19 protein-coding genes and 3 pseudogenes are annotated in these 19,549 nt (G+C 62.2%); 11 read left to right on the top strand and 11 right to left on the bottom strand.

The window, feature by feature from the left end; genetic code table 11:
- Positions 1 to 118: 118 nt before the first annotated feature.
- Together PseAD21_RS11615 and PseAD21_RS11610 are read left to right on the top strand one after the other, a co-directional pair.
- Positions 119 to 1,078, top strand: a complete 960-nt coding sequence (locus PseAD21_RS11615) for a nucleoside-specific channel-forming protein Tsx (protein WP_102355791.1) — start codon at positions 119 to 121, stop codon at positions 1,076 to 1,078.
- A gap of 15 nt (positions 1,079 to 1,093) precedes the next feature.
- On the top strand, positions 1,094 to 2,116 hold the full coding sequence (locus PseAD21_RS11610) for a purine nucleoside permease (RefSeq protein ID WP_102355790.1): 1,023 nt from the start codon (positions 1,094 to 1,096) through the stop codon (positions 2,114 to 2,116).
- A gap of 146 nt (positions 2,117 to 2,262) precedes the next feature.
- On the opposite strand, the gene PseAD21_RS11605 is transcribed toward PseAD21_RS11610, so the two are convergent.
- The 3 genes from PseAD21_RS11605 to PseAD21_RS11595 form a co-directional block, all read right to left on the bottom strand.
- Positions 2,263 to 3,219, bottom strand: coding sequence for a zinc-binding alcohol dehydrogenase family protein (locus tag PseAD21_RS11605; RefSeq protein ID WP_102355789.1), 957 nt, complete (start codon positions 3,217 to 3,219; stop codon positions 2,263 to 2,265).
- A gap of 31 nt (positions 3,220 to 3,250) precedes the next feature.
- On the bottom strand, positions 3,251 to 3,424 hold the full coding sequence (locus PseAD21_RS11600; RefSeq protein WP_081794837.1) for a DUF1427 family protein: 174 nt from the start codon (positions 3,422 to 3,424) through the stop codon (positions 3,251 to 3,253).
- 126 nt (positions 3,425 to 3,550) lie between these two features.
- Positions 3,551 to 4,318, bottom strand: a complete 768-nt coding sequence (locus tag PseAD21_RS11595; RefSeq protein ID WP_178082121.1) for a helix-turn-helix domain-containing protein — start codon at positions 4,316 to 4,318, stop codon at positions 3,551 to 3,553.
- A gap of 145 nt (positions 4,319 to 4,463) precedes the next feature.
- Here PseAD21_RS11595 and PseAD21_RS11590 point away from each other — a divergent pair, with 145 nt between their 5' ends.
- Positions 4,464 to 4,691 carry a DUF6555 family protein gene (locus PseAD21_RS11590; RefSeq protein WP_102355787.1) on the top strand — a complete coding sequence of 76 codons (228 nt, stop codon included), beginning with the start codon at positions 4,464 to 4,466 and terminating at the stop codon, positions 4,689 to 4,691.
- Between the two features lie 38 nt (positions 4,692 to 4,729).
- On the top strand, positions 4,730 to 5,002 hold the full coding sequence (locus PseAD21_RS11585) for a hypothetical protein (RefSeq protein ID WP_102355786.1): 273 nt from the start codon (positions 4,730 to 4,732) through the stop codon (positions 5,000 to 5,002).
- 23 nt (positions 5,003 to 5,025) lie between these two features.
- Here the strand turns inward: PseAD21_RS11585 and PseAD21_RS11580 are convergent, their stop codons facing one another.
- The 4 genes and pseudogenes from PseAD21_RS11580 to PseAD21_RS11570 form a co-directional block, all read right to left on the bottom strand.
- Positions 5,026 to 5,193: a metallothionein gene (locus PseAD21_RS11580; protein WP_102355785.1), complete on the bottom strand. Its 168-nt coding sequence runs from the start codon at positions 5,191 to 5,193 to the stop codon at positions 5,026 to 5,028.
- A 310-nt stretch (positions 5,194 to 5,503) separates the two neighbouring features.
- Positions 5,504 to 6,097, bottom strand: a pseudogene (locus PseAD21_RS30260) (methyl-accepting chemotaxis protein); the annotation flags it as partial.
- A 312-nt stretch (positions 6,098 to 6,409) separates the two neighbouring features.
- Positions 6,410 to 7,186 (bottom strand): annotated as a pseudogene (locus tag PseAD21_RS30255) (cache domain-containing protein); the annotation flags it as partial.
- Between the two features lie 200 nt (positions 7,187 to 7,386).
- Entirely contained in the window at positions 7,387 to 8,703 is a 1,317-nt protein-coding gene (locus tag PseAD21_RS11570) for a Na+/H+ antiporter family protein (RefSeq protein ID WP_025108857.1), read from the bottom strand.
- 384 nt (positions 8,704 to 9,087) lie between these two features.
- On the opposite strand from PseAD21_RS11570, the pseudogene PseAD21_RS30250 reads away from it, so the two are divergent.
- Both PseAD21_RS30250 and PseAD21_RS30245 read left to right on the top strand, forming a co-directional pair.
- A pseudogene (locus PseAD21_RS30250) lies at positions 9,088 to 10,377 on the top strand (HAMP domain-containing protein); the annotation flags it as partial.
- 102 nt (positions 10,378 to 10,479) lie between these two features.
- Positions 10,480 to 11,235, top strand: coding sequence for a methyl-accepting chemotaxis protein (locus PseAD21_RS30245; RefSeq protein WP_371859056.1), 756 nt, complete (start codon positions 10,480 to 10,482; stop codon positions 11,233 to 11,235).
- A gap of 139 nt (positions 11,236 to 11,374) precedes the next feature.
- On the opposite strand, the gene PseAD21_RS11560 is transcribed toward PseAD21_RS30245, so the two are convergent.
- From PseAD21_RS11560 to PseAD21_RS11545, 4 genes are read right to left on the bottom strand one after another with little or no spacing between them, the layout of a single operon-like run.
- On the bottom strand, positions 11,375 to 12,688 hold the full coding sequence (locus tag PseAD21_RS11560; protein WP_102355782.1) for a sensor histidine kinase: 1,314 nt from the start codon (positions 12,686 to 12,688) through the stop codon (positions 11,375 to 11,377).
- On the bottom strand, positions 12,685 to 13,353 hold the full coding sequence (locus tag PseAD21_RS11555; RefSeq protein WP_102355781.1) for a response regulator transcription factor: 669 nt from the start codon (positions 13,351 to 13,353) through the stop codon (positions 12,685 to 12,687). Before PseAD21_RS11555 ends, PseAD21_RS11560 begins: the two co-directional genes overlap by 4 nt.
- A gap of 3 nt (positions 13,354 to 13,356) precedes the next feature.
- Complete coding sequence (locus PseAD21_RS11550; RefSeq protein WP_102355780.1) at positions 13,357 to 13,677, bottom strand: PepSY domain-containing protein; 321 nt, start codon at positions 13,675 to 13,677, stop codon at positions 13,357 to 13,359.
- Positions 13,677 to 13,985 carry a PepSY domain-containing protein gene (locus PseAD21_RS11545; RefSeq protein WP_102355779.1) on the bottom strand — a complete coding sequence of 103 codons (309 nt, stop codon included), beginning with the start codon at positions 13,983 to 13,985 and terminating at the stop codon, positions 13,677 to 13,679. The genes PseAD21_RS11550 and PseAD21_RS11545 overlap by 1 nt, the downstream gene beginning before the upstream one ends.
- Before the next feature lie 162 nt (positions 13,986 to 14,147).
- Between PseAD21_RS11545 and PseAD21_RS11540 the strand changes: the two genes are divergently transcribed.
- The 5 genes from PseAD21_RS11540 to codA all read left to right on the top strand — a co-directional run bounded on the left by PseAD21_RS11540 (position 14,148) and on the right by codA (position 19,473).
- Positions 14,148 to 15,227: a patatin-like phospholipase family protein gene (locus tag PseAD21_RS11540; protein ID WP_102355778.1), complete on the top strand. Its 1,080-nt coding sequence runs from the start codon at positions 14,148 to 14,150 to the stop codon at positions 15,225 to 15,227.
- A 95-nt stretch (positions 15,228 to 15,322) separates the two neighbouring features.
- On the top strand, positions 15,323 to 15,679 hold the full coding sequence (gene queD / locus PseAD21_RS11535) for a 6-carboxytetrahydropterin synthase QueD (RefSeq protein ID WP_007955941.1): 357 nt from the start codon (positions 15,323 to 15,325) through the stop codon (positions 15,677 to 15,679).
- A gap of 204 nt (positions 15,680 to 15,883) precedes the next feature.
- Positions 15,884 to 16,696: an alpha/beta fold hydrolase gene (locus tag PseAD21_RS11530; protein WP_102355777.1), complete on the top strand. Its 813-nt coding sequence runs from the start codon at positions 15,884 to 15,886 to the stop codon at positions 16,694 to 16,696.
- Between the two features lie 243 nt (positions 16,697 to 16,939).
- Complete coding sequence (gene codB, locus PseAD21_RS11520) at positions 16,940 to 18,211, top strand: cytosine permease (RefSeq protein ID WP_102355776.1); 1,272 nt, start codon at positions 16,940 to 16,942, stop codon at positions 18,209 to 18,211.
- A 14-nt stretch (positions 18,212 to 18,225) separates the two neighbouring features.
- Positions 18,226 to 19,473: a cytosine deaminase gene (codA, locus tag PseAD21_RS11515; RefSeq protein WP_102355775.1), complete on the top strand. Its 1,248-nt coding sequence runs from the start codon at positions 18,226 to 18,228 to the stop codon at positions 19,471 to 19,473.
- Positions 19,474 to 19,549: the final 76 nt, after the last annotated feature.

Here is a 19,549-nt window from a genome sequence, read left to right as displayed (position 1 = left end):
ACATGGAAAACTGGTACGCCTTGTGCAAACGTTTGCGACCTGCCTATAACGGCTTTTTCGTAACAAAACCGTACAGACCCGCAGAACCCGGGCCTCGATCTGCAAAAAAGGACTTTGAATGCACGCCGCTTCCCTTCTTCGTGCCCCATTTGCGCGCACGTTTGCTGTTTCCTTGCTACTGACCGGCGTTACCGGAGTTCTCAGCCACAGCGCGCTGGCGCAACCGGCCGCGCCCGAAGAATCCGCCCAGGGCGAGAGCCTCAGCCCCGAAGCCAGCCCGCCGAAACAAGGCGCCTATCTGTCGGACTGGTACAACCAGGACCTGACGCTGATCGGCAGCAAGGACATCAGCTTCGGCCCGCAACCGGCCGACGATATCTATCTGGAATACGAGTACTTCGGGCGCAAGGGCCCGTTCGAGCTGTACGGCTACGTCGACATTCCGAAGATTTTCAACATCGGCAACAGCCACGACAAAGGCGTGTGGGACCACGGCTCACCGGTGTTCATGGAGCACGAACCACGGATCTCCATCGACTACCTCGCCGGCCGCAGCCTGGCCATCGGCCCGTTCAAGGAATGGTACGTGGCGTTCGACTGGATCTACGATCACGGCAGCCGCAAGGAGAACCGCGCCAACACCCTGTACAGCGGTTTGGGCACCGACATCGACACCCACTCGCGGGTCAACCTGTCGGCCAACCTGTACGGGCGCTACCAGTGGGAAAACTACGGTGCGAGCAATGAATACTCGTGGGACGGCTACCGCGCGCAGCTCAAGTACATCGTGCCCATCGACAAGTTCAGCAACGGCGCGTCGCTGACCTACATCGGCTTCACCAACTTCGATTTCGGCTCGGACCTGCACAAGGACAACCCGGCGCGTACCGCCAACGCCACGGTGGCGACCAACGTGCTGCTGTACTCGTTCACCCACTTGCGCTTCACCCTGGTCGGCCGTTATTTCCACAACGGCGGCAACTGGGAGGATGGCAGTGAGCTGAACTTTGGCGACGGCAATTTCCGCGCGCGCTCCAACGGTTGGGGTTACTACGCCGGCATCGGCTACCAGTTCTGAATTCAGGAGATTCTCATGCAAGCAATGACGCGTCTGACCCTGGCCGCTGCGGCCCTGCTCTCTTCCACCACGTGGGCGGCTGAAGCGCCGATCCAGCCGAAAGTGCTGCTGATCACCATGTTCGCCCCCGAGGCACAAAACTGGATCGAACGCCTGGAGCTCAAGCAGGAAATCCGCGTGCCGGGCCTGTCCGCCGAATACCCGACCATCCGCTGCAACACCCAGCAGGTGTGCCTGCTGACCACCGGCATGGGCCAGACCAACGCCGCAGCCTCGACGCTGGCCTTGGCCCTGTCGCCGAAATTCGATCTGCGCAAAAGTTACTTCCTGATCGCCGGGATCGCCGGCATCAGCCCGAAGCACGGAACCATCGGCACCGCCGCGTGGGCACATTACCTGGTGGAATTCGGTACGCAATGGGAGCTGGATTCGCGCGACGCACCGTCGAGCTGGCCGACCGGTTACCTGGGTATCAACACCAAGGGCCCGAATGAAAAACCGCCGCTGGACTACAAGACCGAAGTCTTCGAACTCAACCCGAAATTGCAGGCAAAAGCCTTCGCCCTGAGCCACCAGATCGAGCTGAGCGAAAGCAAGGAATCCGCCGCGTGGCGCCTGAAGTACCCGTCAGCCCCGGCCAATCAGCCGCCAGTCGTCACCCGTTGTGACACGCTGGCCGGCAACACCTGGTTCTCCGGCACACGCCTGAGCGAACGCGCCGAGGTCTGGACCAAACTGCTGACCGACAACAAGGGCGAATACTGCACCACGCAACAGGAAGACAACTCCACCTACGAGGCCTTGTTGCGCGCCAGTCGTGAAGGCCTGGTGGACGTGCAACGGCTGGCGGTAGTGCGTGCTGGCTCCGACTTCGACCGGCCCGCACCAGGCGGCAGCGAAGTGGATAACCTGCTCAAGTACGCCGATCAAGGCGGCTTCGTGCCGGCGCTGGAGAATCTCTATCGCACGGGTAATCCGCTGGTGCAGGACATCCTGAAAAACTGGTCGGCGTGGGAGAACGGCGTCCCGCAATCCTGAAGCCTGTGCAGCAAAAAATGTGGGCGCGGGCTTGCGTTCTAACTGTGGCAGGGGGCTTGCTCCCGAAGGCGGTGGGTCAGGCAGTCTTTGGTTGAATGGCGAGCCGCTTTGGCGAGCAGGCTCGTTCCCACAGTTGTTTTGTGGCGTTAAGGGATAAGGATAGTTTTGTCGCCACTGCCCTGATTCACCTCTGCATAGCGCTGCAACCCTTCCGCCAGCGGCACCTCCACCAAACCTTGCGGCAATGGCAGCCGATCCTCATCGAAGAACCGTCCGAACTGCTCGAGCATCGCCGCGCAGGCCTGCACGCCATACAGCAGCGAATTGATCCCGACCACCGAACCGCCCTTGCGGTACAGCGCCAACGCTGGCAACTGCACATGGCCGTCGACCGGAGCGGCGATGATCGCGATACGCCCGAACGGTGCCAATGCCGCCACTGAGGCCGGCAGCCAGAAACCGGTGGTGTCGAAGATCACATCGGCACCACCGCTGTACACCGCGTTGACCTGCGCGCCGAGGTCTTCGGGCTTATCCAGCTGAACCGTCCGGAAGCCCTGCGCCTGCAAGTCCTTGACCTGCTCCGACCGCCGCGCCGCTGCCATTATCTGCGCACCACGAACCTTGGCCAGCGCTAACGCCGCCGTCGCCACCGCACCGCCGCCGATCACCAGCAGCCGGGTTTGCGCGCTGACCAGGCTGCGTTCCAGCGCATCCCACGCCGTGGTGTACGGCACGCCGAGGCTGGCAGCCTGGGCGAAACTCAGGTGCGACGGTTTGTGCGCTACGCCATTGGCCGGCAGTTTGACGAACTGCGCGTGCGAGCCATCGGCGAAAAAGCCCAGCTCACGCCCGGTGCCCCACACCTCCTGACCGATCAAGGCTTGCGGCCCGGCAACCACTACGCCAGAAAAATCGCGCCCGGGAATCCGCGGCAATGTGGTGTAGGGGAAACGCCCAAGCACGTTCTTCACGTCGCTGGGGTTCAAACCGGCCGCCTTGATCTCGACCAGCACGTCGTCAGCGCCGGGCACCGGAGTGGCTACGTCGACCAAACGCAGGGAGGACAGGTCGCCGGTTTTATCGAATTGCAGTGCTTTCATGAGGACATCCACCGAAGGGAGAAAGGAAAGTTCACGAGAACCAGCCAGCGACCAGTTGCCGCCCCAGCGGCCACAACTGCTCACCGGCGAGCATGCCGAGCAACCCCACCAGGGCGATGGCCGGTGGCGCCGGCGAACGAAAATGCAGCGCACCATAGAGCAGGCCGACACCCAGACCGATGGCCAGCGAAATCAGGTAGTTCATGGGGGAGCTCCGCCGCGTGAAAACAATGGGCAGAGTCTAGGGAAGGATCGGCAGCGGCGCCGGCCAAGGACTTCTGAATTTCGGCCAATTGCGTGAGTTCACTGCAGTCCCCCACAGGAATTGCGCTCAGGTGGTCATGAATTGCGAGGGCGCCACGCCCAGTTCCCGGCGGAACATGTCACTGAAACTGCTCGGCGAATAACCCAGCTCGCGGGCAATCGCGCTCACGGCCACGCCCTGAATCAACTCCGCCACCGCCGTCGCCAGCTGCACCTGCCGCCGCCATTCGGCGAAACCCATGCCGAGGCTGTCCTTGAACAATCGCGCCAGCGTGCGCATGCTGGCTCCTGCGTTTTCCGCGTGCTGTTCGAACGGGATCTCCAGCGACGGCGCCGCCATCACCGCCTGACACAAGTTCATCAGACGCCGGTCGGAATCGTCGGGCAGCGGGATCTTCAATTGCGAGCGCCGGGCACGCTTGAGCTCCAGCAGCGCCAGCCCGACCAATGCGTCGTAATAGGCCGGCTCACCGCTGTCGCCCTGCTCCACCAGCCCGACGATCAACTCACGCAGCAACCCACCGACCTCGATCACCTGCACCGTCGCCTCCAGCGTCGCCGCCAGCGCCGGGCGCAGGTAGATATTGCGCATCTGCAAGTCCGAAACCACCCGAATCCCGTGCGGCACCCCGGGTGGCAACCACACCGCCCGTTGCGGCGGCACCACCAGCGCCTCATGCGGGGTCTCGACCCACATCACCCCGCTCATCGCATACAGCAACTGCCCCCAGACATGCTCGTGCGGCTCAATGAACAACCCACGCGGATAAGTACGCGCCAGCGGTTGCACCGGCACATCGGTATCACTCAGATCGGGGGGCGCGGCGAGGGCCATGGCGAGCATTCATTGGGGTTGGCGGAGCGGCCATGGTAACCAGTGCGCCTATGTGTCGCCAACGATAGATACCGTCGGACAATCCGAGTGAATTTTCCCGACGCGCCGCGATCCTTCTAATACCACAGGGAGGAATACGGGCTTTATGAACAACGCAAAACTGTTTGTCATCGACTACACCCTTCACGGCACGCCTAAATCGTTCATTATCCGTTCGGACAGAATGGACAACGCCGAGGCGTGGCACTGGGCAAGCTGCGACGCCGGCGTGGGTCGCATCCCGCGTTTCGGCCGGGAAAAAGTGCAAAAGACCAGCAAACCGATGGCGGAAAAATTCGGCGTGGAAAACGTCAAATGGCGACCGGCGAGCTAGACTCTCGCCAGGCAACGGGGACTTTTCGGGGGATACACATGAGCAACATCTTCAGCCCGGCGCACCTGGACTACGGCCTCGACACCCTGTTCGGCCGCATTCCCAAAAGCGTCGACTGTCAGCTGGGCCTGGAACCCGTCGAAGATGATCCGTATCGCTTTGCCGTGCGCGTACCGGCGCCGTTCCCGGACGACCTCGACCAGGCGAAAACCGTGGTGGTGCGGGTTGACGGTCGACGGCTGCAAGGCACGGTCCGCCATACCGAACGGCTGGATGATGAAAGCCTGAAACTGGAAGTGGAGCCTGATTAGGCTCCACTTTTTTATGCGCGCGGTTATTTGGGGTGGGCGCAATGGCAGCCTTTGCTTGAACACTCCTCACCGCCCTTGTGGTGGTGCGCGCAGGCTTCACAGCAATAGTGTTTGCCGTGTACGGCGTAGGCGTGGTCGCCTTCCTTGATGGTGCATTTGCAGGTGGGGCAATCGCATTTTCTATCGGGCATGGCACAGACTCCTTTGGTGGTGGTTGTCTGGGGCTTTTGGGGCAAGCCGTAGAGGACAGTGTAGGAGGTGTCGGGGATCTTGTTTTTTCGGTTGGGTGTATATCCGTTTCTGCGGGTGTTGCCGCTGGCAGTTTCCCATTTTTCGTGTTCCCGCCCGCGATACGCAAAGTACCGGGACAGACCTTGAGCCCTGCACAAAACCAATGCGGGAGTGAGCCTGCTCGCGATAGCGCCGGCACATTCAACATCAATGTGTCGGATAAACCGCTATCGCGAGCAGGCTCACTCCTGCAAGGGTTCTGTGTGCGGATCAGATACGGAACTGCCCGACCAGTTTACCCAGCCGCTGCCCCAGATCCGCCAGACTGCGTGACGTCTGCGCGCCCAACTGGGTCTCATCCGCCACGCTGTCCACCGCCACCGCAATCTGATGCACGCTGCGGTTGATCTCTTCGGCCACGGCGGTCTGCTCTTCCGCGGCACTGGCGATCTGCGCGTTCATCGAGTTGATCGTCGCGATCAGCTCCGCCATGGCATCCAGCGACGCCCCGGCCTGATTGGCCTGCGCCGAAGTACCGTCCCCCGCCTCGCTGGACCGGCGCATCGCCTCGACCGCCGACTGCGTACCTGCCTGCAAGCGATCGATCATGCCCTGAATTTCCTGGGTGCTGATCTGCGTACGACTGGCCAGCGCCCGCACTTCATCGGCCACCACCGCAAAGCCGCGTCCGGCCTCGCCGGCACGTGCGGCTTCAATCGCGGCGTTCAGCGCCAGCAGGTTGGTCTGCTCGGCAATCGAGCGGATCACCCCGAGCACGCCGACGATCGACGACACGTCCTGCTGCAGGCTGTCGAGGGACACGCCGCTGCTGCGAATATCATCCACCAACGCATGAATCTGTTTGATGCTTCCCGCCACGACGCGCTTGGCGCTCTGCCCTTCTTCATCGGTCTGCTGCGCGGCAACCGCTGCGTTCTGCGCGCTCCTGGCGACTTCCTGGGCAGCGGCGGACATCTCGTTGATCGCCGTGGCAACCTGATCGGTCTCGTGACGCTGACGCTCCATCGCCTGATCCGAGCGCTGGGCCTGATCCGACACCTGGGTCACCAGGCCAGTCAGTTGCGTGGTCATCTCGGTGATCTGCCGCACCAGCCCGTGGATCTTGTCGACGAAGCGGTTGAACGAGCCGGCCAGTTCGCCGAGTTCATCCTGGCTGGTGATGTTCAGCCGACGCGTCAGGTCGCCCTCGCCCGCCGCGATGTCATCGAGGTTGGCTTTCATCAGGGTCAGCGGCCGCAAAATGGCGTTGGCCAGCAGCATCCCCGCCGCAGCGATCACCAACAGCACCACCACGGCCACGCCGACGATGCTGAGGATCACGCCTTCCATACGCTCCTGCACCTGGCCTTCGACCACCGCCACCTGCGCTTCGATGCCGTCGAGGTTGACCGAGGTACCCACCGCCATGTCCCACTTCGCCAGGTACTCGGTGTAGCCAAGTTTTGGCACCAGCACATTGGCGTTGCCCGGCAGCGGCGAGCTGTATTGCAGATAGTGGGTGCCGTCCTTCGCCACGCTCACCAGACCGCGGTTGACGTAAACGCCGTTGGGGTCGCGATTGTCCTTGAAGCTTTTGCCCACGCCTTCAGGGTCGTTGGCCTTGAACAGGCGCACGGTCTCTGAGTCGTAGCCGAAGAAGTAGCCGTCCTTGCCGTAGCGGATCCCCGACAGCAGCTTGATCGCCTGCGCCCGCGCCTCGGTGTCACCGGGGGCGGCCGCGTCGTACAGCGGCTTGATCGTGGTCATCGCCACGGCGACATAACTTTGCAGCGTGGCCTTGGCGTCGGCGAGCAAGCGCTCGCGAGTCTGCTCGACCTCGGTGTGCGCCTGTTGCTTGAGGATGAACAGCGTGGTCAAGCTGATGACCAGCGCAAAGAGCAACACCGGCAGGACGGCAAGGGACAGGACTTTGGCCTTGAGACTCAAGCGCATGGGAGGAGCTCACTCTTTTGGTTTTATTGGCGTGGTTAAAGGCGTTAACGGCACGCGCAAGCAAAAGTTGAGCTTCGGGGTCACCCCGCCCTCTGTAGGAGTGAGCCTGCTCGCGATAGCGGTGTGTCAGTCAACAATTGTGTTTCTGATACACCGCCTTCGCGAGCAAGCCCGCTCCCACAGTTTGGGATTCGTGGTGCTCAGAGGACCATCGCGGCCACCCAGCCGAACGCCAGCAACGGCAGGTTGTAATGCAGGAAGGTCGGGACCACGGTGTCCCAGATATGGTGATGCTGGCCGTCGATGTTCAGACCGGAGGTCGGCCCGAGGGTCGAATCCGAAGCCGGCGAACCAGCGTCGCCCAAGGCCCCGGCAGTGCCGACGATGCAGACGATTGCCAGCGGGCTGAAGCCCAGTTGCACGCACAGCGGCACGAAAATCGCCGCAAGGATCGGCACGGTGGAGAACGACGAACCGATACCCATGGTCACCAGCAGCCCGACCAGCAACATCAACAGTGCGCCGACGCCCTTGCTGTGATTGATCCACGACGCCGACGATTCGACCAGGGTCTGCACCTGCCCGGTAGCCTTCATCACTTCGGCGAACCCGGACGCGGCGATCATGATGAAACCGATCATCGCCATCATCTTCATGCCTTCGGTGAACAGGTCATCGGTCTCGCGCCACTTGACGATGCCCGACACCGAGAAGATCAGAAAACCGACCAGCGCCCCGATAATCATCGAGTCCAGCAGCAGTTGCACAATGAACGCCGCTGCAATCGCCACACCGGCGATCATCAGGCTCAGCGGGTTGTACTGCACCGCCACCTGCTCGACCTGCTCGATTTTCGCCAAGTCGTAGACGCGCTTCTTGCGGTAACTGATGAATGCCATGGCCAGGCCGAACACCATGCCCAGCGCCGGAATGCCCATGGCGTGGGTGACGTTGATGCCACTGATGTCGACGCCACTGCGCGCGACGTTGGCCAGCAGGATTTCATTGAGGAAGATGTTGCCGAAGCCCACCGGCAGGAACATGTACGGGGTGATCAGGCCGAAGGTCATGACGCAGGCGATCAGGCGACGATCGAGTTGCAGCTTGGTCAGCACATATAAAAGCGGCGGCACCAGCAGCGGAATGAACGCAATGTGGATCGGCAGGATATTCTGCGAGGCAATCGCCACCACCCAGAGCAGGCCGATCAGCAGCCATTTGACGCTGCCGCCACCGGTCGCGTGTTGCCGGTCAACCATCGCCAGGGCCTTGTCGGCCAACGCATGGGCCAGACCGGACTTGGCAATCGCTACGGCAAAAGCACCGAGCAACGCGTAGGACAACGCCACGGTCGCCCCGCCGCCCAAGCCGCTGTTGAACGCCTTGAGCGTGGCGTCGATGCCCAGACCACCGGTCAGGCCACCGACCAGCGCACCGACGATCAGGGCGATCACCACGTGCACACGGGACAGGCTGAGGATCAGCATGATGCCGACCGCAGCAATCACTGCATTCATTTCACTACCTCAAAAACACTGCGATGAAATCATCACCGCCAGACAGGATGAGTCCGCCAACGGTTAACCGGCGGATTTGCAAAGAGGGTCTTATTAGAAGGGCGCGCACTGTGCCGCAGAGTGGCCGCAGTGTCAAAACAAGCGAATGTAACAATCGATGAACAACCCGTACCTGTAGGAGTGAGCCTGCTCGCGATAGCGGTTTAACTTTCAACATTTTCGTTGACTGCCCCACTGCTATCGCGAGCAGGCTCACTCCTACAGGGAATCGGCGGAATTCGGCTGCTGCGGCAATTGGTCATATTGTGTTTCAACAATAAAGAAAGCCGAAGCGCGGCCGCTACAGTGCAAAGTCTCAGATATTTATCGAATAAGGACGTCTCCATGTCGCTCAGACAACTTTCCATTCAATGGAAAATCACCCTGCTCGCCGGGCTCTGCCTGGCGGCCATCGTGACCCTGCTGGTGGGTCTTTCGCTGTACCGCATGGAGCACAGCTCCGAGCTGGTGAAGGCTTCGAGCATGGAGATGCTGACCGAGTCGGCCCAGGCGCGCATTGAATCGCAAGGCGAAGTGCAGGCTGCCGGCATTCGCCAACAGTTCATGGACGCCTATCAATACGGCCACGGTTTCTCGCGTCAGGTGCTGTTTTTGCGTGAGCAGGCAGAAAAGCGCTTCCTCGACGCCTTCGATCTGCGCGAAGACATGACCCGTCAGGTCAAATCCGCGCTGCAGGCCAATCCGGAACTGCTCGGCCTGTCGTTGGTGTTCGAAGCCAACGCGCTGGACGACAAGGATGAACTGTTCGCAGGTCAGGCTGAACTCGGCAGCAACGACAAGGGCCGCTTCGCCCTGTACTGGTCGCAACCGACCCCGGGCAAAGTCACCTCGATGGCCCTGCCGGAAAGCGACATGGCCGACACCAGCACCGGCCCCGGCGGTCAGGCCGCCAACGCCTGGTTCACCTGCCCGCGCACCACGCTCAAGCCGTGTGTGATCGAACCGTACTTCTACGTGATCGACGGCCAGAACGTGCTGATGACCAGCATTGTGTTTCCGCTGATGGTCAACGGCAAAGTCATCGCCTCGCTGTCGGTGGACATCAACCTCAACAGCCTGCAAGCGATCAGCCAGGGCGCGAGCAAAAAGCTCTACAGCGGGCAGACCGCCGTGAGCATCATCAGCCCTACCGGCCTGCTCGCCGGTTACAGCCCTGACGCGAGCAAGCTGAGCAAGCGTCTGGATGCCGTGGACACCGTCAGCGGCGCCGAACTGCTGCGTCAACTCGGCGCCAGCAGCAGCGTCAGCAGCCTGCACAGCAACGGCCAGTTGAAAGTGCTGTCGCCGTTCCAGCCGATCCCCGGCGGCCCGTCGTGGGGCGTGTTGCTCGACGTGCCGGAAAAGGTTCTGGTCAGCCGCGCCGAAGCGCTCAAGCAGCAACTGGACGCAAGCAACAACTCAGGCACCCTGATCGAACTGAGCCTCGGCGTGCTCGCTGCCCTGGTCGGCCTGCTGCTGGTGTGGCTGATGGCGCGCAGCGTGACCAAACCGATCCTCGGCGTGGCCCACATGCTCGAAGACATCGCCAGTGGCGAAGGTGATCTGACCCGCCGTCTGGCCTACGACAAGAAAGATGAACTCGGTCAACTGGCTGGCTGGTTCAACAAGTTCCTCGACAAGTTGCAACCGATCATTGCCGAAGTGAAACGCTCGGTGCAGGACGCGCGCAACACTGCCGACCAGTCCTCGGCCATCGCCACTCAGACCAGCGCCGGCATGGAGCAGCAATACCGTCAGGTCGATCAGGTCGCCACCGCGTCCCACGAAATGAGTGCCACCGCTCAGGACGTTGCGCGCAGTGCCGCGCAAGCCGCCGAAGCGGCCAAGGACGCCGACCGCGCCACCCGTCAGGGCCTGACGGTGATCGATCGCACCACCGCGAGCATTGACACCCTCGCCGCCGACATGAACGCGGCGATGGTCCAGGTCGAAGGCCTGGCCGCCAACAGCGAGAAGATCGGCACCGTGCTGGAAACCATCCGCGCCATCGCCGAACAAACCAACCTGCTGGCCCTCAACGCGGCGATCGAAGCGGCGCGCGCCGGTGAAGCCGGTCGTGGTTTTGCCGTGGTCGCCGACGAAGTGCGCAACCTCGCCCGCCGCACGCAGGAGTCGGTGGAAGAAACCCGTCAGGTGATCGAGCAGTTGCAGACCGGTACCCAGGAGGTGGTCGGTTCGATGGGCAACAGCCATCGTCAGGCCCAGGGCAGTGTCGAGCAGGTCGGGCAAGCGGTGACCGCATTGCGCCAGATCGGCGATGCGGTGACGGTGATCAGCGACATGAACCTGCAGATCGCCAGCGCGGCAGAAGAACAGAGCGCGGTGGCCGAGGAGATCAACAACAACGTGGCGACCATTCGCGACGTGACCGAATCGCTGTCCGGGCAGGCCAACGAATCGGCGCGGGTGAGCCAGTCGCTGAACAGCCTGGCGAATCAGCAGCAGAGTCTGATGGATCAGTTCCGCGTCTGACGCGGACTTGCATCCAGCTGAATTCCAATGTGGGAGCGGGCTTGCTCGCGATAGCGGTTTGTCAGACACATTGATACTGAATGTACCGACGCTATCGCGAGCAGGCTCACTCCTACACTGGGCTGTGGTGTTTGGGGGATCAGCGTTTTGGCAACTCGATCACCACCTTCAACCCGCCCCACTGACTCTCGCCCAGCACCAGCAACCCGCCCCACGTCTCAACGATATCGCGGACAATCCCCAGCCCCAGACCATGCCCGTGGGTCTGCTCATCCAGCCGTGTGCCCCGGCTGAACACCTGACTGCGCTGCTCTTGGGGAATCCCCGGCCCGTCATCTTCCACGCTGAAGGCAAAACCATCGGTACGCTCGATCACACTCAGGCGCACCTCGGCGTCCGCCCATTTGCAGGCGTTGTCCAGCAGGTTGCCGAGCAGCTCCAGCAGATCCTCACGATCCCACGGCAGTTGCAGCCCCGGCGGCGCGACGTAGCTCAAATGCAGATGCTCGCCATGGATCATGTTCAGCGTCGCCAGCAGCCCCGGCAGTTCCGCATCACAGTCGAACAGCGCACCAGGCAGCGCATCGCCGGACAGGCGTGCGCGATTCAGTTCGCGATTGAGCCGCTGCTGCACCTGTTCCAGTTGTTCCTTGAGGATCTTGCGCAACTCGGGATGAGCATCCAGTTTTTCGTTCGAGGCCAGACTCAACAGTACCGCCAGCGGCGTCTTCAAGGCATGGCCCAGATTGCCCAGCGCGTTGCGTGAGCGCTTGAGGCTGTCTTCAGTGTGGGCAAGCAAATGGTTGATCTGCGCCACCAGCGGCTCCAGCTCCACCGGCACCTGATCGTCGAGTTGCGAACGCTGGCCCTGCTGCAACTGGGCGATCTGCTCGCGGGCCCGCTCCAGCGGACGCAAGGCGCGGCGCACGGTGAGGCGTTGCAGCAGCAGAATCAGCAGCAAACCGGCCAGCCCGAGACCAAGCCCGATCTGACGCATGCGCTGAAAACTCTCACGCACCGGGGTGTAATCCTGCGCGACGCTGATCGAGATCGACTGCCCCAGGCGCCGATAGTCCGAGCGCAACACCAGCAACTGCTGGCCATCCGGGCCCAGTTGCAGGTTGCTGTGCAGCCCGGGATGATCAAGCAGCGGCAAGTCCTGATCCCACAGCGAACGCGAACGCCAGTGGCTGTCGGCAAAATCGATGCGGAAGTAATGCCCGGAAAACGGACGCTGATACGCCGGCGACAGGTGCCGCTCATCCAGTTGCAGCCCTTGCGGGCCACGCACCAGCGCCACCAGCAGGCTTTCGCTGTCGTTGCGCAACCCGGCTTCGAAATAACGCTGCAGCCCCACTTCGAACAACCACAGGCTGGTTTGCGCCAGCACCAGGCCGACGACCACCATCACGCTGATCAAGCCCAGGCTCAAGCGGCGCTGGATCGACCTCACGAAGCTTGCCCGCCGAACAGGTAACCCTGGCCACGACGGGTTTCGATCACGGCTTTGCCCAGCTTGCGCCGCAGGTGATTGACGTGGACTTCGAGAACGTTGGAGTCACGCTCGGTCTCGCCGTCGTAGAGGTGTTCAGCGAGGTGGGTTTTCGACAGGATCTGTTCCGGGTGCAGCATGAAATAGCGCAGCAGGCGGAACTCGGCGGCGGTCAGTTGAATCTCGCTGCCGTCGCGCATCACGCACTGGCGACCTTCATCCAGATGCAACCCTGCCGCCTTGAGCGTCGGCTGATTGGCCTGACCCTTGGAGCGGCGCAACAGCGACTGCACCCGCAGGTGCAACTCTTCCGGGTGAAACGGTTTGGTCAGGTAATCGTCGGCACCGGCCTTCAGGCCTTCGATGCGCTCGGCCCAGGAATCGCGGGCGGTAAGGATCAGCACCGGGGTCGAGAGGCCACCGGTGCGCCATTGCGCCAGCACCTCCAACCCGGGAATGCCGGGCAAGCCGAGGTCGAGAATGATCAAGTCATAAGGCTCGCTGCTGCCCTGATAGACCGCATCGCGGCCGTCCGCCAGCCAGTCCACCGCATACCCCTGACGCTGCAGGCCGGCGAGCAGTTCGTCGGCCAGCGGCACGTGGTCTTCCACCAGAAGCAAACGCATCGGTCAATCTTCCTTGTCTTTCATCAATTCGCCGCTATCGGCCTTCAGGTGCAGCTCGCGCGCCACGCCCTCGACCGTCAGCAACTCGACTTCATACACATAGACGTCGTGCTTTTCCTCCAGCTCGACTTCCAGCAGTTTGGCCCCCGGATAGCGATCCAGCGCCTTTTGCAGCACTTGCTCCAGTGGCAGGATCACGCCCTGCTGACGCAAACGCAGGGCTTCGTCCTGGTCCAGGTCGCGAGCCGCCGCCACCGAGCAGAATGCCAATAGCACCAGGGCCAGTCGGCTCCCGGTGCGTGGCTGTAACAAATACGGCTTCATTAAGTATCCTGATGATCCCTGAGCACTTGCCCGCTGACCGCGTCCAATTCCAGGTCCCACTCCAGCCCTTGCGGGTCACGCATTTCGATCTGGTAGATGTACTTACCGTACTGTGCTTCCAGCTCGGTATCGGTGATGGTCGAACCCGGGTGTTTGGCCAGCGCCGTGGCGTTGAGCTTCTCGAAAGAGACGATAGTACCAGCGTCGCGCAGGCGCAGGGCTTCATCCGGGCCAAGATCGCGGGCGTGAGCGAGGCTGGCGGTCAGGCCGATGATCGAGGCAATGGTCAGGGCAGTCAGGGTTTTCATGGGTGTCTCCGTTTTTTTATGTGTCGCTACGGTGGGCACCTTAGCGGGATCAACTTAACTGAAACTGAATGGCCATCATTGCCCCAGAGCAACACCTTCCCCTCCTACAAGGTTTTGCAACATGTGCTTATAATTGTTCGCTTGCTAACGATCGAGACCGGTATGACCGCCATCCACATCAAGTTCCCCGCCCTCACCCTCAAGGCCGGCCCTCGGGCCATGGCGCGCATTCGTGCCCAGGGCCTGAACGCCGCGGACGTCGGCACCCTGCCCGGTGCCGCCGGAGGGCCGAAGGCGCTGGGGATTCAGGGGCTGGATCTGGCGTTGTTCGGTGAATGGCTACCCAGCGCGCCGCGTGAGCGCTCGCTGATCGGCGCGTCGGTCGGCTCCTGGCGCTTCGCCAGCGCCTGCCTGCCGGACGCCGCCGAAGGCATCCGCCGTCTCGGTCAGCTGTACGCCGAGCAGAATTTCAACAAGGGCGTGAGCATGGCCGAGATCAGTCAGAGCTCGCAGCGCATGCTCAATGACCTGCTCGACGGCCGCGACGCCAGCATCCTCAACAACGCCGACTACCGCCTGAACATCATGGTGGTCAAAAGCCACGGGCGCCTGGCCGATGACCATCGCGGCCGCCTCGGCCTCGCGCTGGGTTCGGTGATCGCCGATAACCTGCGCGGGCGGGCGCGGCTGTCGCGGCACTTCGAACGCCTGATCATTCACGACCCGCGCCTCGCCCCGCCGGTCAATGCATTGAACGACTTCCCGTCGCGTTTCGTCACCCTCAATGCAGGCAACCTGCGCCAGGCGCTGCTGGCCTCCGGTTCGATCCCGATGGTCATGGAAGGCGTGCGCGACCTGCCGGGCGCCGGTGCCGGCACGTTCCGCGACGGCGGTCTGCTCGACTATCACCTCGACCTGCCCTACAGCGGCGACGGCATCGTGCTCTATCCACACTTCACCGACCGGGTGATCCCCGGCTGGTTCGACAAGACCCTGCCCTGGCGCCGCGCCTCGGTCGAGCGCTTGCAGGACGTGCTGTTGCTCGCGCCGTCGAAGGAATACCTGGCGCGCCTGCCCTACGGCAAACTGCCCGATCGAAATGACTTCAAGCGTTTCATGGGCGATGCGCCGAGCCGGCAGAAATACTGGCACGCGGCAATGGACGAGAGCCGCCGCCTGGGCGACGAGTTTCTTGAGCTGAACGCCAGCGGTCGCCTCGCCGAGCGCTTGCTGACCCTTTAGTCAGTGTTTTCCCGCATCGCCAAACACAAGCTGGTAAACTCGCCGCCTGCCCGAATCGCTGCGGCGAACGCCACCTGAACAGAGCCGAAAATACTGTGGAAATCTTCAAGGAATTTACATTCGAATCCGCCCACCGCCTGCCGCACGTACCGGACGGCCACAAGTGCGGCCGCTTGCACGGTCACTCGTTCAAAGTGGCGATTCACCTCAGCGGCGACCTCGATCCGCACACTGGCTGGATCCGCGACTTCTCGGAAATCAAGGCGATCTTCAAGCCGCTGTACGAGCGTCTGGACCACAATTACCTGAACGATATTCCCGGCCTGGAAAACCCGACCAGCGAAGTGCTGGCCAAATTCATCTGGAATGAATTGAAGCCACTGCTGCCGGAACTGAGCGCGATCCGGATTCACGAGACCTGCACCAGCGGTTGCATTTATCGCGGTGAGTGATACAAAACAAATCCCCCTTGTAGGAGTGAGCCTGCTCGCGATAGCAGATTGGCATTCAACATAGATGTCGACTGATACACCGCTATCGCGAGCAGGCTTACTCCTACAAAGGATCGGTGCTTGTCAGGAAAACAGAGAACAGCCCCCGAGGCTGTTTTTTTATGCCTATGCTTTTTGGCTCAACCCCGCCAAGAGGACAGGCCGATGACGGACTGGCTGCTGGATCAGGTCTTTGACTTCAACGGGCATCAAATACGCCATGCCGTGCGCGGTGACGGCCCGCCGCTGGTGTTCGTGCATGGCACACCGTTTTCGTCCTGTGTGTGGCACCGCATCGCGCCGCATTTCTTCGCCAGCCACCGGGTGCATTATTTCGACCTCCTGGGCTACGGGCGTTCCGCTAAACCTCACGCCGATGTTTCCCTCGGCGTGCAGAATCAACTTCTCTCGCGGTTGCTCGATCACTGGAATATCCAGCGCCCGGACGTGGTCGCCCACGACTTCGGCGGCGCCACCGCGTTGCGCACGCATTTGCTCAACGGCAAGGACTACCGCAGCCTCACGCTGATCGATCCGGTGGCGCTGACGCCGTGGGGTTCGCCGTTCGTGCAGCACGTCCGCCAGCATGAAGCGGCGTTCAGCGGCCTGCCGGACTACATCCAGCGCGCCATCGTCCCGACCTACATTCGCGGGGCGATTCACCGCGACATCCCCGACGCTGAACTGGCGCCCTACGTACAACCGTGGCTCGGCGATCCGGGGCAAGCGGCGTTCTACCGACAGATTGCGCAGATGGACGAGCGCTATACCCAAGAAGCCGAAAGTTTGTACCCGATGATCCGCTGCCCGGTGCAGATTCTCTGGGGGGAAGAGGATCAGTGGATCCCCATCGAACGTGGCCGCGCATTGCACGCGATGATCCCCGGTTCGCAATTCCACGCCATCCGCAACGCCGGCCACCTCGTCCAGGAAGACGCCCCCGAAGCCATCGTCGCCGCGTTATTGAGATTTCTCTGACCCAAACCCAATCCCTTGTGGGAGCGAGCCTGCTCGCGAATACGGTATGTCAGTCACTGCAGAGGTCGCCTGACACTCCGCTTTCGCGAGCAGGCTCGCTCCCACATTGGGCTTCGGTGCATCCAGTTGCACTGCTTTCGCGCCAATCCACACGACTCGTCTATACATAACCCGCGCCAATCAGGAACTGGCACGACCACTGCAACCTGCTTCGCGTCTCCCCAATCCAGCAAGGAACGCCCCATGTCGCAGAACGACCCAGGCAACGACTACCCCCTCAGCGAAGTCCCGATGCACGCGCGCAAAGGCCTGGCCTCGACGGCGATGGTGCTGCTGGGCTTCACGTTTTTCACCGCGACCATGTTTGCCGGCGGCAAGCTCGGTGTGGCGTTCAGTTTCAGCGAGATGCTGGTAGTGATCATCGTCGGCAATCTGCTGCTCGGGCTGTACGCGGCAGGCCTGGGTTACATCGCCTTCAAGAGCGGCCTCAATTCAGTGTTGATGGGGCGCTTCTGTTTCGGTGAGGTCGGCAGCAAGCTCAGCGACCTGATCCTCGGTTTTACCCAGATCGGCTGGTACGCCTGGGGCACCGCAACGGCGGCGGTGGTGCTGGGCAAATACTTCGCACTGGACCAGGGCACGGTGCTCGGCCTGATGGTGCTGTTCGGGCTGATGTTCTGCGCCACGGCGTATGTCGGTTATCGCGGCCTGGAGATCCTCTCGTACATCGCGGTGCCGGCGATGATGTTGCTGCTGATGCTGTCAATGTGGGTCGCCACGATGAAGGTTGGCGGTCTCGACGGTTTGCTCAGCGTGGTGCCGACGGGTTCGCTGGACTGGTCGACCGCCATCACCCTGGTGTTCGGCACCTTCGTCAGCGGCGCGACCCAGGCCACCAACTGGACTCGTTTCTCGCGTTCGGCGCGGGTGGCGGTACTGGCCAGCCTGATCGGTTTTTTCATCGGCAACGGATTTATGGTGCTGATCGGCGCCTACGGTGCGATCGTCTATCAGCAGCCGGACGTGGTTGAAGTGTTGCTGTTGCAAGGCTTCGCCATGGCCGCGATGGCGATGCTGTTGCTCAATATCTGGAGCACTCAGGACAACACCATCTACAACTTCGCCGTCGCCGGTTGCAACCTGCTGCGCACCGGCCGGCGCAAGACCGTGACCCTGGCGGGTGCGGTGATCGGCACCCTGCTCGCCCTGCTGGGCATGTACGACATGCTGGTGCCGTACCTGATTCTGCTGGGCACGGTGATCCCGCCGATTGGCGGGGGGATCATGGCCGACTTTTTCTTCCGCTGGCGCGGGCGCTATCCGCGCCTGGCCGACGCACGGCTGCCAGCGTTCAACTGGCCGGGGCTGGGGGCTTACGCGGTCGGTACGCTCGCCGCGTTCCACTCGCCGTGGGTCGCGCCGCTGGTAGGGATTGCCGCCGCCGCGCTAACGTATGTCATCGTCTCCGGCCTGCTCGGCGCCCGTCGCGCCACTGCGCCACTACAAGACCTATAAGAAGGATTCGCCTGATGCACATCATCAACGCCCGACTGCGCAACCAGGAAGGTTTGCACGAATTGCACCTGGAGGACGGTCTGATCCGCAGCATCGGCCGCCAGACCGAAGCCCCGACCCTCAACCCCGGCGACCTCGACGCCGGCGGCAATCTGGTGGTACCGCCCTTCGTCGAACCGCACATCCACCTCGACGCTACCCTCACGGCCGGCGAGCCGCGCTGGAACATGAGCGGCACGCTGTTCGAGGGCATCGAGTGCTGGGGCGAACGCAAGGTCACCATCACCGAAGAAGACACCAAGACCCGCGCCAAGAAGACCATTCAGACACTGGCCGCCCACGGCATCCAGCACGTGCGCACCCACGTCGATGTCACCGACCCGCAGCTCACGGCGCTCAAGGCGATGCTCGAAGTGCGCGAGGAAAGCCGTCATCTCATCGACCTGCAAATCGTCGCCTTCCCGCAGGAAGGCATCGAGTCGTTCCGCAACGGCCGGGAACTGATGGAAGAAGCAATTCGCATGGGCGCCGATGTGGTGGGCGGCATTCCGCATTTCGAGTACACCCGCGATCAGGGCGTCAGTTCTGTGAAGTTTCTGATGGACCTGGCCGAACGCACCGGTTGCCTGGTGGACGTGCACTGCGACGAAACCGATGACCCGCATTCGCGCTTCCTCGAAGTGCTCGCCGAAGAGGCACGCAGCCGCGACATGGGTGCCCTGGTCCCCGCCAGCCACACCACGGCGATGGGTTCCTACGACAACGCCTACTGCGCCAAACTGTTCCGCCTGCTCGGGCATTCCGGGATCAGCTTTGTCTCGTGTCCGACCGAAAGCATTCATCTGCAGGGGCGCTTCGACAATTTCCCCAAACGCCGTGGCGTGACCCGGGTCAACGAGCTGCTCGAAGCCGGCATGAACGTGTGCTTCGGCCAGGACTCCATCGTCGATCCGTGGTACCCGCTGGGCAACGGCAACATCCTGCGCGTGCTCGAAGCCGGGCTGCACATCTGCCATATGCTCGGTTACCGCAACTTGCAGAACGCGCTGGATCTGGTCACCGACAACAGCGCCAGGGCCATGCACCTGGGTGAGCGTTACGGGTTGGAACCGGGGCGACCGGCCAACCTGCTGATTCTGTCGGCAGACAGCGATTACGAAGTGATCCGCAGCCAGGGTCTGCCGCTGTATTCGATTCGAGGCGGCAACGTGCTGATGAAACGGCAGATGCCGGTGGTGGAGTTCAGTGCCGATCTGAGCTGAATCGACTGGCCCCTTCGCGAGCAGGCTCGCTCCCACATGGGGCTGCATTCCCCTGTAGGAGTGAGCCTGCTCGCGA

Source organism: Pseudomonas sp. AD21, assembly GCF_002878485.1.
Classification (GTDB): domain Bacteria; phylum Pseudomonadota; class Gammaproteobacteria; order Pseudomonadales; family Pseudomonadaceae; genus Aquipseudomonas.
The sequence above is the reverse complement of the archived record's forward strand: the minus strand, read 5'-3'. Positions and strand labels throughout refer to the sequence as shown.